This is a genomic window from Streptomyces sp. NPDC048441, from assembly GCF_043200235.1.
Taxonomy (GTDB): Bacteria; Actinomycetota; Actinomycetes; order Streptomycetales; family Streptomycetaceae; genus Streptomyces.
The window spans coordinates 220,721-232,450 of the sequence record NZ_JBICXM010000014.1; the positions used below are offsets into that span (position 1 = coordinate 220,721).

The window sequence follows — 11,730 nt, forward strand, 5'->3', positions numbered from 1 at the left end:
CCGCCGGGGCGGATCCGACCGGGACGGGCTAGCCTGAAGCCCGCATTACCTGACAGAACGGCAGAAAACACCAGGAGCTCGCAGTGAGCGGAGGAGGGCGCGTGTGAGGGCGGCAAGCGCCTCCCGGGTCTTCGTCTCGCATCTGGCGGGCACCGCGGTCTTCGACCCGAACGGCGACCAGGTGGGCCGGGTGCGCGACCTGGTGGCGATGCTCCGGGTGCAGCGCAGACCGCCCCGGCTGCTCGGCCTCGTCGTCGAGCTGTCCACGCGCCGCCGCATCTTCCTGCCCATGACCCGCGTGACCGGCATCGAGACGGGCCAGGTCATCACCACCGGCGTCCTGAACGTGCGGCGCTTCGAGCAGCGGCCCACCGAGCGGCTCGTGCTCGGCGAGATGCTCGACCGGCGGGTCCATCTGGTCGAGACGGGCGAGGAGGTGACCGTCCTCGACGTGGCGGTGCAGCAGCTGCCTGCCCGGCGCGACTGGGAGATCGACCGGGTCTTCGTACGTAAAGGGAAGGGAGGCACCTTCCGGCGCAAGGGCGAGACGCTCACCGTCGAGTGGTCCGCGGTCGACGGCTTCTCTCTGGAAGAGCACGGCCAGGGCGCCGAGAGCCTGCTCGCCACCTTCGAGCAGCTGCGCCCCGCCGACCTCGCCAACGTCCTGCACCATCTGTCGCCCAAGCGGCGGGCCGAGGTGGCCGCCGCCCTCGACGACGACCGGCTCGCCGACGTACTCGAAGAGCTCCCCGAGGACGACCAGATCGAGATCCTCGGCAAGCTCAAGGAGGAGCGCGCCGCCGACGTCCTGGAGGCCATGGACCCGGACGACGCCGCCGACCTGCTCGCCGAGCTGCCCGAGGACGACAAAGAGCGGCTGCTCACCCTGATGCAGCCGGACGACGCGGCCGATGTGCGGCGTCTGATGGCTTACGAGGAGCGCACCGCGGGCGGTCTGATGACGACCGAGCCGATCGTGCTCAGGCCCGACGCGACGGTCGCGGACGCCCTGGCGCGGGTGCGCCAGCAGGACCTCTCCCCCGCGCTCGCCGCGCAGGTCTATGTATGCCGTCCGCCGGACGAGACGCCGACGGGCAAGTACCTGGGCACCGTGCACTTCCAGCGGCTCCTGCGCGATCCGCCGTACACACTGGTCAGCTCGATCCTCGACGACGATCTTCAGACGCTCGCCCCGGAGACCTCGCTGCACGGGGTCGCCGGGTTCTTCGCGACGTACGACATGGTGGCGGCACCCGTCGTCGACGAGGGCGGCTCGCTGCTCGGTGCGGTCACCGTCGACGACGTGCTCGACCACATGCTGCCCGACGACTGGCGCGAGACCGAGTTTCACCTGGAGGAGGAGACGCCCGGTGCCGCCGGCTGACCGCGAGCGGGACGGGCGCGCCGAGCCGCGGGCCACGCCCCGCTTCCGGCTCGACCAGCCGCGGCCACCGCGCCGCAAGCTCCTTCCGGAGTACGACCCCGAGGCCTTCGGGCGGCTCTCGGAGCGCATCGCGCGCTTCCTTGGCACGGGGCGCTTCATCGTCTGGATGACGATCACCATCATCGTGTGGGTCGTCTGGAACGTCTCGGCACCCCAGGAGCTGCGCTTCGACCCGTTCCCTTTCCTGTTCCTGACCCTCGCGCTCTCCCTCCAGGCGTCCTACGCGGCTCCGCTGATCCTGCTCGCGCAGAACCGGCAGGACGACCGGGACCGGGTCAATCTCGAACAGGACCGCAAGCAGAACGAGCGCTCCATCGCGGACACCGAATATCTGAGCCGTGAGATCGCCGCACTGCGCATGGGCCTCGGCGAGGTCGCCACCCGCGACTGGATCCGTTCCGAACTCCAGGACCTGGTCAGGGAGCTGGAGGAGCAGCGGATGGCGAACCGTGTCGTATTCCCTGCCGAGGAGCGCGGCGGGAGTGATGTAGGCGACCGTTGACCACCCTTTCCGGAGCAGGGTTACCGCGCCGTACTATCGGTCGTATGGCTATGGAAGACGCGGTGCGTGAAGCACTGTCGACGGTGAACGACCCCGAGATCCATCGACCCATCACCGAATTGGGGATGGTCAAATCGGTCGATATCGCCGCCGATGGGGCGGTAGCGGTCACCGTGTACCTCACGGTCTCCGGCTGCCCGATGCGCGAGACCATCACGAAGAACGTGACCGACGCGGTCGCCGCAGTCGAGGGCGTCACGCGCGTCGACGTCACCCTCGACGTGATGAGCGACGAACAGCGCAAGGAACTGGCGAGCGCGCTGCGCGGTGGCACCGCCGAGCGCGAGGTCCCCTTCGCCAAGCCGGGCTCGCTGACCCGGGTCTACGCAGTGGCGTCCGGCAAGGGCGGCGTCGGCAAGTCGTCGGTGACGGTGAACCTCGCGGCCGCGATGGCGGCGGACGGCCTGAAGGTCGGCGTCGTGGACGCCGACATCTACGGCCACTCCGTGCCCAGGATGCTGGGCGCTGACGGCAAGCCCACCCAGGTCGAGGACATGATCATGCCGCCGTCGGCGCACGGCGTGAAGGTCATCTCGATCGGCATGTTCACGCCGGGCAACGCCCCGGTCGTCTGGCGCGGCCCGATGCTCCACCGCGCACTCCAGCAGTTCCTCGCGGACGTCTTCTGGGGCGACCTCGACGTCCTGCTCCTCGACCTGCCGCCGGGCACCGGCGACATCGCGATCTCCGTCGCGCAGCTGGTCCCGAACGCCGAGATCCTCGTCGTGACGACGCCCCAGCAGGCCGCGGCCGAGGTCGCCGAGCGCGCGGGCTCCATCGCGGTGCAGACCCACCAGAAGATCGTCGGCGTCGTCGAGAACATGTCGGGCCTGCCCTGCCCGCACTGCGACGAGATGGTCGACGTCTTCGGCACGGGCGGCGGCCAGCGGGTCGCCGAGGGCCTCACCAAGACCACCGGCACCAACGTCCCCGTCCTCGGCTCCATCCCGATCGACGTCCGCCTGCGCGAGGGCGGCGACGAGGGCAAGCCGGTCGTCCTGACGGACCCGGAGTCCCCCGCGGGCTCGGCGCTCCGCACGATCGCGGGCAAGCTGGGCGGCCGCCAGCGCGGCCTCGCGGGCATGAGCCTGGGGGTCACCCCGCGCAACAAGTTCTGAGGCCTCAGCCGTACGTACGCCGATGGGGCGCCGCTCGTCATGAGCGGCGCCCCATCGGCGTACGTAACTGTGCGAGGCGCTAGACGGCGCTAGGCGTCGTATTCGTGGATGTCCTTGACCACCGAGAAGCCCAGGCCGTACGCGCTCATGCCGCGCCCGTACGCGCCCAGGTGCACGCCCTGCTTGGTGGAACCGGCGAGCACCCAGCCGAACTCCGACTCGCGGTAGTGGAACGACGTCGGCACGCCGTCCACCGGGAGCGAGAGCGTCGACCAGTCCTCGCCCCGCAGATCGTCCGCGAGGACCCATGCCGTCTCGGTCTGCTGGTCGAGCCAGTCGTCGCGCAGCGTGTGGTCCATCTGGCTCGGCCAGGTGAAGGCCAGCAGCCCCACGCCGGCGAGCCAGGCCGCCGACGACACCGAGGTCGCCTCGAGCAGGCCCGTGCCGTCCGGGCTGCGCCGCACCGGGTTGGCCGCGACGGTCACCACGGCCGCGAAGCGCTCCGTGTCCTGCGTGCCTTCGCTGCGTACCGACGGCTCATCACCGTGGCCGATGGAGCCGTGCTCCACCGCGCCGTCCGCGGCGGTGCCGACCTGCATCAGCCAGCGCTGCCCCGTGAAGGCCTCGTCCAGGCCGTACCAGGGGAAGGGTGCCAGCAGATAGCTGTCGACCGTGCGCCGGGCGGAGGGCATCGCCTGTGCGGTGCCGTCCGCGGTCGGCGCCTGCGCGCTCACGCGACTTGTCGTCTCCATGTACCCGGCCGCCTCCTCGTTCTCATCGGTCCGCGGGCCCGCCCCCCTCGGGCGTCCTCAGCCGGACAACAAGGCAGGATAGCCACACCTGTTCCGGAAGCTGGGATCCCGGTCGGCGTACGGGTGGCTCGAAGGGAGTGCCCCGGGGCTCGCTCAGGGGCGTACGGCGGGTGAGTCGCAGGAGGTCAGCAGGAGGTCAGGTGGCGTCCGCGTCGAACGGCGGGGGCTCGATGGGCGCGGCCTTCTCGGGCTTCTTGTCCATGTCGATCCGGCCGTCCTTCTTGGCCATGTCGATACGGCCGCCGCCCGTGGCGGCGTCGGACGCAGCGTCTGTGCCGGTCGTGCCGTCGGCGGATTCGCTCTCGCGCCCGTGCACGGCGTCCGTGACCTCGGCCATCTCCTTCTTCAGGTCGAAGCCGTTCCGGATTTCCTTCAGGCCGAGCTCGTCGTTGTCGAGCTGCTTGCGGATGAAGGTCTTCGGATTCAGGTCCTCGAACTCGAAGTCCTTGAATTCCGGGCCGAGTTCACTGCGGATGTCCGCCTTGGCGCTGTCCGAGAACTCGCGGATCTTACGGATGGTCCGCGTGGCATCCTGAATGAGCTTGGGCAGCTTGTCCGGGCCGAAAACGAGCACGGCGAGGATGATCAGCGCCACTACCTCGAGCGGGCCAATGTCTGAGAACACCTTGAGCTCCTTGCCGTCCGGACCGGGTCCACGGTACCCGGCGTTCCTGTACGTCCGGTAGCCGCTGGGCGACGGACGTCGATCAGTTCCCGCCCGACGCGCCGAGCACGAGGGTCACTTTCCGGTCCTTTCCATCGCGCTGGACCGTCAATTCGAGGCTGTCCTTCGGGCGGTGGGCGCGAATCTTGACGATGAGCTCGTCTCCGGAGTGAATGCGCTGACCGTCCACTTCGGTGATGGTGTCGCCCGGCTTGATTCCCGCACGGTCGCCGGGACCGCCCTCGTTCACGGCGGGACCGCCGTCCTTGCCCTTGGCGCCGACGCGGGCTCCGTCGCCCGTGTACTCCATGTCGAGCGTGACGCCTATCACAGGGTGCGTGGCCTTACCCGTGTTGATCAGCTCTTCGGCGACTCTCTTGCCCTGGTTGATGGGGATGGCGAAGCCGAGGCCGATGGAACCCGCCTGGCCGCCGTCGGGCGCCGCGCCCTCGTCGGCGGAGCGGATGGCGCTGTTGATGCCGATGACGCGGGAATCGGAGTCGACCAGGGGGCCGCCGGAGTTGCCGGGGTTGATGGGTGCGTCGGTCTGCAACGCGTCGACGTAACTGATGTCGCTGCCGTCGCCCTTCTCCCCACCGGCGGTGATGGGGCGCTCCTTGGCGCTGATGATGCCGGAGGTGACTGTGTTGGCCAGGTCGAAGGGGGCGCCGATGGCCACGACGGGGTCGCCCACCTGGACGTTCTCGGAGTTGCCGAGGGGCAGCGGCTTGAGTCCGCGTACGCCGGAGACCTTGACCACTGCGAGGTCGTACCCGGAGTCGCGTCCGATGACCTCCGCCTTGGCACTCTCGCCGCCACTGAAGGTCACCGAAATCTCGCCGCCGGTCCCGGCGGGCTCGACGACGTGGTTGTTGGTGAGGATGTGCCCCTTGCCGTCGAGCACGAAGCCGGTGCCTGTGCCCTGCGCGTCGTCGCCGCTGACGTGCAGGGTCACGACCCCGGGCAGCGAACTCGCGGCGATCCCGGCCACGCTGTCCTTGGCCCGCGCCTTGTGCTGCGGGTCCGCCTGCGGCAGCTCGATGTCCGTGACGCCGCCGTTGCGCTCGAGATAGGCGCCGATGGCTCCGCCGATGCCGCCGGACACGAGGGTGATGACGGCGACCAGGACCAGGATGATCCGCCGCACCCGCTTCTTCTCCTTCGCCGCGTCGACAGGATCGACAGGAACGGCACCGCTCTGCTGGAGGGGGGCGTTCCAGGGGTCGTAAGGCTGGCGGGGCGGCGGGGGTGCTTGGGGGTGGGGGTGAGGCTGAGGCTGCTGGGGGTGCTGGGGGTGCGCTTGAGGGGCCTGGGGCTGCGGGGCGGGCTGCGGGTGCGGGGCCTGCGGCTGCAGGGCGACGCCCTGTGGGGGCGTGGGGCCGGGGGTGCCGTGTGGCGGGGTGCCGTTGGGGGCCGCTGCCGGGAGCTGCGTGCCGTGCGCCGGGGTCGCCACCGGGTGCTGCACGGGCGGGGCGGGGGCCCAGGGGCCGGGCTCTCCGTAGGGCGGGGTGCTGTACGGATCGGGATCATGCAGGGGGCGAGGGCGGTCAGCGGGCGCCGCGTCGGCCGGCTCCACCGCGGTGGAGCCGGGCCCAGAACCAGGCTCAGAACCAGGCGCAGGGCTGGGCACGGGCTCGGGGGCGAAGCCGGAGCCCGGCGCCTGCTCCGAATCCGGGCCGGCGGCCGCAGGCGTCGCCGCTGCCAAGGTGAAGTCGCCGGACGCGTCATCCGCTCGCCCGGCGGTGCCTATCGCCTCGTCATCGGGGCCATGCCGCTCCGGCTCCGTGCCGTCAGGCGCGGACGCCGACCTGGGGCGACTCCACCATTTCGCCTTCGTGGGCTTGCCCTCGTCCATGCTCTCCCCACACCTGGCCTACGGCGGACGCCGTTCGTGCTCAACTCCGCGCCCGCCACAAGCCTCGGCCAGGCACGGCCCACCGAGGATTCAACCAGGTTCCCGCGCCGAAGCGCAGGGCACGTCAGCGGATCTGCGAAGTGCCCTGCAACGTGCCCTCGATGGGCGAGGACGCGGCGGCCCGCGTCGGATCCGCCGCGGCCGCCGAAGCCACGCCGCCCAGAGTCGGCACGACACCGGCAGGAGACGTGCCGCCGGGGGCGACGGGAGAGACCGGGCGGATCAACGGGGACATGATCGCCGCGGCGGTCAGCATCGGCGTCGTAACCTGCTGCCCACCGGCCACGGACTCGGGCTGCTGGATGCGAGGACCCCGTGCGGGAGCCCCCGGCAACAGGGGTCCTGCCGCCTCCGTCGGCGCGACCGGCGCCGCGAGAACGCCAGGACGCTTGCCCTGTACGGACAGGGGTCCGCTGCCACGGCGGCGGACGGAGTCGGGAGCCGTCGTGGCACCCGACCCCTGCGACCGCAGCGGCGAGGCATTGCTGTTGCTGCTGCTGCCAGAGCTGTTGCTGCTGCCCGAGCCCGCGCGCGGCTCGCCCGGGTCGGCGGGAACGCCCGAGGTGACGCCGCCGAGCGCTATCGCGGCCAGCGACACCGCGCCCGCGGCGGCGAAGGCGAACCGCCGCCCGCGCCACAGCGACCGCTCGACCTCGTGGCGGCTGACGTCATGACGGCTCATGTCATGGACGCGGAAACCGCGCCCTGAGCTCGGCAGCACCGCGGCATGTGCACCCGAGGGCGCATAGCCGAAGGTCTCGGGTCTCACGCCGAAGATTCCGGTCGGCGGCAGTCCAGCGGACTCCGTGTCCGCGGTGGCGAAGCCTCCGCTTCCGGGCGGCCTCGGACCAGTGGGAGGCTCGCTGCCACCGCCGGGCAGCCCTTGAAGGCGTGCCAGGAAACTCTCGGAGGGAGGCGGCGGTGCCGCCTCCGCGAAGACACTCTTGAGCCGCCGCTGCGAGTCGGCCTCGGTTTTGCACTTCGGACAGGTCGCGAGGTGAGCGAGGACTCGCTCACGCGCGTCATGGCCCAACTCGCCGTCCACCAGGGCGGCGAGTCGGTCCCCCAGATGCTGCTCGGCCAGGTGTCCCTCGGCAGGATTCGACCGTGATCCACTCACTCGGTCGCGCCCCCTCCTCCCAGCGCCACGGCTCCTGCGAGCGAGCGGCGCTCGGCGCGGGCTTCGGGCGACCGGTGCTGAAGGGCCTTGCGCAACTGCGAACGGCCACGGTGGATACGGCTGCGGACCGTGCCCAGCTTGACGCCCAGGGTCGCGGCGATCTCCTCGTACGAAAGACCTTCGATGTCGCACAGGACCACTGCGGCGCGGAACTCGGGAGCGAGGGTGTCGAGCGCCTGCTGCACGTCCGCGTCGAAGTGCGTGTCGTTGAAGACCTGCTGCGGCGACGGCTCACGGCTCGGCAGGCGCTCCGCCGCGTCGTCCCCGAGGGCGTCGAAGCGGATGCGCTGCTTGCGGCGCACCATGTCCAGGAAGAGGTTCGTGGTGATGCGGTGCAGCCAGCCCTCGAACGTGCCGGGGGTGTATGTCGAGAGGGACCGGAAGACACGGACGAAGACCTCTTGCGTAAGATCCTCGGCGTCGTGCTGATTGCCGGTCAGGCGATACGCCAGGCGATAGACCCGTCCGCTGTGCGTGCTGACGATCTCCTCCCAGGTGGGGGGAGTCCACGCCTGCGATTCCGCATCAGCGGCAAAGGTCGCGGTCTGAGCGGAGCTGGCGGTGTGGAATCGGTCAGCGGTGTCGGTCACGGATTTCGGCTCACCCGCCAACCTGAGAAAGCGCCTCAGCGCTCCTCTCCGATCTGCGGACGCAGCCGCACCTCCCCTGTCGGCTCTGGTGGTGTCCAGTGGAGCCCCTACCATAACCACCTCGCCCGTTAGCTCCGGATAAGCGTTTTTACTGGAATTTGGTACGAGCGTCCTGCCAGGCACCCTGCCTGGCCGAAGGGCCCGCATCCAGTCTTGATCCATTCGTTACCCCCGACGTCCGCCTACCCCTACTAAACGCCCGGTCCCATCTGCGGGTTCCCACCCCCAACGGATACAGTCACGGCCAGGCATCCACGGGGACAGGAGAGGGCCATTACCGGCAACCGGCAGACGAGCTGGGCGTTCGCCGACGCCTTTGTCGCCGAGGACGAGGCAGCGCGCTGGGCCCGTGACCGGGCCCAGGAGGCAGGGCTGCCCTCGGTGTCTCCCGGTACCGGCGCCGCGCTGCGGATGCTCGCCGCCACGCTTGACGCCAAAGCCGTGGCCGAGATCGGGACAGGCACGGGCGTGTCCGGAATCCATCTTCTGCACGGAATGCGGCCCTACGGCGTCCTGACCACCGTCGATCCCGAGCCCGACCGTCAGCAGTTCGCCCGTGAGGCCTTCCGTGCCGCCGGATTCGCGGGCAACCGCGCGCGATTCATCCCCGGCCGCGCGCTCGACGTACTGCCGCGGCTCGCGGACGGCGGCTACGACCTCGTCTTCTGTGACGGTGACCGCACGGAGTACCTGGACTACCTCGCTGAATCGTTGCGCCTGCTGCGCCCCGGCGGACTCGTCTGCTTCGAGGGCGCCTTCGCCGACGGCAGGACGGTGGACTCCGGTCCGCAGCCTGCCGACGTACTGCGGATCCGCGAGCTTCTTCGCACCATGCGCGAGAGCCATGATCTGATGCCGGCGTTGCTGCCGGTGGGCGATGGGCTGCTGTGCGCCGTTAAGCGTTGATCGTTCCGCGGGGTTCGCCGTATGCACCTGCGGGTGCATCGTGGCTGGTCGCGCCGTTCCCCGCGCCCCTTCGGGGCGCCCCCAGAGACAGCACTGCCCCGGCGCGTCATACGTGCCGGGGCAGTGAAATGTTCGGGCGCTTCCGCGTCAGCCGACGACCTTCTTCAGGGCGTCGCCGAGTGCATCGGCTTCGTCCGGAGTCAGTTCGACGACAAGTCGTCCGCCGCCTTCGAGCGGAACGCGCATGACGATGCCCCGCCCCTCCTTGGTCACCTCGAGCGGGCCGTCGCCCGTCCGCGGCTTCATGGCCGCCATGCTCGTTCCCCTTCCTGAAACCAGCTCATCGCAGCCGACAACCCAGGTGTCACCGGCATCGAACACATTGCTTCCAGGCCATTATCCCGCATGGCAGGACCCGATGACCAACATCGGTCTGCATCGCTTGCGCAACGCGCGCCCGCAAAACCACTCAATTCGGCGATGTGGCTGCGATACTGCGCCGCCTCTTACGCCTCCAGGACCAGGAATTCTTTGACGCAGGTCACATATCTCCCCTCATGTCGGAGCCGGATGATCTCCGTCATGCTGGACTCGGACAAAGATGACCGCCGCAGGACCACTGGAGGGGATTCACCATGGCCGACACCGTGCTCTACGAGGTGAGCGACGGGCTCGCGACGATCACGCTCAACCGCCCCGAGGCGATGAACGCGATGAACACCGAGGCCAAGGTCGCCCTGCGGGAGGCGGCGCAGTCGGCCGAGTCGGACCCCGCGGTCCGCGCCGTACTGCTCACCGCGACCGGGCGCGCCTTCTGCGTGGGACAGGACCTGAAAGAGCACGTGGGTTCGCTCATGGCTGACCGCGCGTCGGGCTCAGGGCAGACGATGAGCACGGTGCGCGAGCACTACAACCCGATCATGCGGGCGCTCACCGGGATGGCGAAGCCGGTCGTCGCGGGCGTCAACGGCGTCGCAGCCGGAGCGGGCCTCGGCTTCGCGCTCGCCGCCGACTACCGCATCGTCGCGGACACCGCGCGCTTCAACACCTCCTTCGCCGGTGTCGCGCTGACCGCCGACTCGGGCGTCTCCTGGACACTTCAGCGCCTGATCGGGCCGGGCCGGGCCGCCGATCTGCTGCTGTTCCCGCGCAACATCGGCGCACAGGAGGCGTACGACCTGGGCCTCGTCAACAAGGTCGTACCGGAGACCGAGTTGGCGTCCGAGGCACTGGAGCTTGCCCGCACCCTGGCCGAGGGCCCGACGCTCGCCTACGGGGCCCTCAAGGAGTCCCTCGCCTACGCGGCGGGCCACACCCTGGAGGAGTCCCTGGAGAAGGAGGACGAGCTCCAGGCGAAGGCGGGCGCGTCCGAGGACCACGCGATCGCCGTCCAGGCGTTCCTGGACAAGGCGAAGCCGAAGTACTTGGGCCGCTAGCGGATCACGCAGTCCTCAAGGTGGTCGTTCACCAGGCCGCAGGCCTGCATGAGGGCGTACGCCGTGGTGGGGCCGACGAACCGGATGCCGTGCTTCTTCAGGGCCTTGGACAGGGCCGTGGACTCGGGCGTGATCGCCGGTACGTCGGCCAGGGCGCCCGGGGCCTTGCGAGAGGCCGGGTCCGGGGCATGCGACCAGATCAGCTCGTCCAGATCGCCGTCCGCCCAGTCGACGAGCACGCGCGCGTTGGCCAGCGTCGCGTCGATCTTGGCGCGGTTGCGGATGATGCCGGGGTCGGCGAGGAGGCGCTCCCGGTCGGCGTCCGTGAACCGGGCGACCTCGGCGATCCTGAAACCGGCGAAGGCGGTGCGGAAGCCCTCGCGGCGGCGCAGGATCGTGATCCAGGAGAGGCCCGACTGGAAGGCCTCCAGGCAGAGGCGTTCGTACAGCGCGTCGTCCCCGTGGACCGGGCGGCCCCACTCCTCGTCGTGGTACGCCACATAGTCCTCGGTCGAGAGGCCCCAGGGGCAGCGGAGTCTGCCGTCCGGGCCCGCCACCGCGTCGCCGCTCACTGGTCGTCCTCCTCTTCGGCCGCGTCCTTCTGCGTCTTCAAGAGGCCAGGTCCGCCGACCGCGGTGGCCTGGGCTCCGGCGAGTGCCGCCTCCAGCTCCGCGATGTGGGCGTCGCGCTCGGCCAGTTCGGCGGCGAGGCGGCCGAGGGCGTCGTCCACGTCCACCATGCGATAGCCCCGCAGGGTCAGCGGGAAGCGCAGTGCTTCGACGTCCGCGCGGCGCAGGGCGCGGTCCGGGGGCAGCGGGTCGGCGAACCGCTCGGGCGCCGCGTCCGGCAGCGCGCCGCTCTCCCCACCACCCACCACGGCCAGTGTCACCGCGCCGACCACCACGACGAGGGCGATGACCAGGAACAAGAACAAGACCATCTCTTCAGGCCCCCACGCTCGACTGCCGTGCTGAAACTGTCAGGGTCTGATCGTGCCATGCGCCTCTGACAGTTAAGGTCACAGGCGGTCCACCGCGGTATCG

Annotated in this window: 13 protein-coding genes; 5 read left to right on the forward strand and 8 right to left on the reverse strand. The window is 70.2% G+C overall.

The genetic code is table 11. The annotated features are described in order from the left end of the window. Positions 1-103: 103 nt before the first annotated feature. The 3 genes from ACGFSB_RS30365 to ACGFSB_RS30375 are packed head-to-tail and all read left to right on the forward strand — an operon-like array spanning position 104 to position 3,124. Positions 104-1,384: a magnesium transporter MgtE N-terminal domain-containing protein gene (locus ACGFSB_RS30365; RefSeq protein ID WP_393405816.1), complete on the forward strand. Its 1,281-nt coding sequence runs from the start codon at positions 104-106 to the stop codon at positions 1,382-1,384. Beyond that, entirely contained in the window at positions 1,371-1,946 is a 576-nt protein-coding gene (locus ACGFSB_RS30370; RefSeq protein ID WP_393405818.1) for a DUF1003 domain-containing protein, read from the forward strand. Before ACGFSB_RS30365 ends, ACGFSB_RS30370 begins: the two co-directional genes overlap by 14 nt. 44 nt (positions 1,947-1,990) lie before the next feature. After that, the gene (locus ACGFSB_RS30375; protein WP_393405820.1) at positions 1,991-3,124 is read left to right on the forward strand and encodes an Mrp/NBP35 family ATP-binding protein; all 1,134 of its coding nucleotides are present in this window, start codon (positions 1,991-1,993) and stop codon (positions 3,122-3,124) included. A gap of 89 nt (positions 3,125-3,213) precedes the next feature. Here ACGFSB_RS30375 and ACGFSB_RS30380 read toward each other — a convergent pair whose 3' ends face one another. The 5 genes from ACGFSB_RS30380 to sigE form a co-directional block, all read right to left on the reverse strand. Further along, the gene (locus tag ACGFSB_RS30380; RefSeq protein WP_393405822.1) at positions 3,214-3,876 is read right to left on the reverse strand and encodes a hypothetical protein; all 663 of its coding nucleotides are present in this window, start codon (positions 3,874-3,876) and stop codon (positions 3,214-3,216) included. Between the two features lie 196 nt (positions 3,877-4,072). Next, positions 4,073-4,561 carry a sec-independent translocase gene (locus ACGFSB_RS30385; protein WP_393405824.1) on the reverse strand — a complete coding sequence of 163 codons (489 nt, stop codon included), beginning with the start codon at positions 4,559-4,561 and terminating at the stop codon, positions 4,073-4,075. Between the two features lie 82 nt (positions 4,562-4,643). After that, on the reverse strand, positions 4,644-6,455 hold the full coding sequence (locus ACGFSB_RS30390; RefSeq protein WP_393405826.1) for a trypsin-like peptidase domain-containing protein: 1,812 nt from the start codon (positions 6,453-6,455) through the stop codon (positions 4,644-4,646). A 124-nt stretch (positions 6,456-6,579) separates the two neighbouring features. After that, entirely contained in the window at positions 6,580-7,635 is a 1,056-nt protein-coding gene (locus tag ACGFSB_RS30395) for an anti-sigma factor family protein (protein ID WP_393405828.1), read from the reverse strand. Then, positions 7,632-8,399, reverse strand: a complete 768-nt coding sequence (gene sigE / locus ACGFSB_RS30400; RefSeq protein ID WP_393405830.1) for an RNA polymerase sigma factor SigE — start codon at positions 8,397-8,399, stop codon at positions 7,632-7,634. Before sigE ends, ACGFSB_RS30395 begins: the two co-directional genes overlap by 4 nt. Positions 8,400-8,552: 153 nt before the next feature. On the opposite strand from sigE, the gene ACGFSB_RS30405 reads away from it, so the two are divergent. Next, positions 8,553-9,251, forward strand: coding sequence for an O-methyltransferase (locus tag ACGFSB_RS30405; RefSeq protein ID WP_393405914.1), 699 nt, complete (start codon positions 8,553-8,555; stop codon positions 9,249-9,251). A 147-nt stretch (positions 9,252-9,398) separates the two neighbouring features. Here ACGFSB_RS30405 and ACGFSB_RS30410 read toward each other — a convergent pair whose 3' ends face one another. After that, a complete protein-coding gene (locus ACGFSB_RS30410; RefSeq protein WP_003966491.1) occupies positions 9,399-9,566 on the reverse strand; it encodes a DUF3117 domain-containing protein in 168 nt (55 codons plus the stop codon). Positions 9,567-9,886: 320 nt separating this feature from the next. Here ACGFSB_RS30410 and ACGFSB_RS30415 point away from each other — a divergent pair, with 320 nt between their 5' ends. Then, positions 9,887-10,687 (forward strand): enoyl-CoA hydratase/isomerase family protein, encoded by an 801-nt coding sequence (locus ACGFSB_RS30415; RefSeq protein ID WP_393405832.1) that lies wholly within the window; start codon positions 9,887-9,889, stop codon positions 10,685-10,687. Here the strand turns inward: ACGFSB_RS30415 and ACGFSB_RS30420 are convergent. Next, positions 10,684-11,259, reverse strand: a complete 576-nt coding sequence (locus ACGFSB_RS30420; RefSeq protein ID WP_393405834.1) for a DNA-3-methyladenine glycosylase I — start codon at positions 11,257-11,259, stop codon at positions 10,684-10,686. The genes ACGFSB_RS30415 and ACGFSB_RS30420 overlap by 4 nt on opposite strands. Beyond that, a complete protein-coding gene (locus tag ACGFSB_RS30425) occupies positions 11,256-11,627 on the reverse strand; it encodes a DivIVA domain-containing protein (protein WP_393405836.1) in 372 nt (123 codons plus the stop codon). The genes ACGFSB_RS30420 and ACGFSB_RS30425 overlap by 4 nt, the downstream gene beginning before the upstream one ends. Between the last annotated feature and the right edge of the window lie 103 nt (positions 11,628-11,730).

Bases quoted from the DNA above. Each gene is read 5' to 3' on its own strand.
- ACGFSB_RS30425 (WP_393405836.1), bottom strand. From the start codon at position 11,627: ATGGTCTTGTTCTTGTTCCTGGTCATCGCCCTCGTCGTGGTGGTCGGC.
- ACGFSB_RS30390 (WP_393405826.1), bottom strand. From the start codon at position 6,455: ATGGACGAGGGCAAGCCCACGAAGGCGAAATGGTGGAGTCGCCCCAGG.
- ACGFSB_RS30380 (WP_393405822.1), bottom strand. From the start codon at position 3,876: ATGGAGACGACAAGTCGCGTGAGCGCGCAGGCGCCGACCGCGGACGGC.
- sigE (WP_393405830.1), bottom strand. From the start codon at position 8,399: ATGGTAGGGGCTCCACTGGACACCACCAGAGCCGACAGGGGAGGTGCG.
- ACGFSB_RS30375 (WP_393405820.1), top strand. From the start codon at position 1,991: ATGGCTATGGAAGACGCGGTGCGTGAAGCACTGTCGACGGTGAACGAC.
- ACGFSB_RS30415 (WP_393405832.1), top strand. From the start codon at position 9,887: ATGGCCGACACCGTGCTCTACGAGGTGAGCGACGGGCTCGCGACGATC.
- ACGFSB_RS30410 (WP_003966491.1), bottom strand. From the start codon at position 9,566: ATGGCGGCCATGAAGCCGCGGACGGGCGACGGCCCGCTCGAGGTGACC.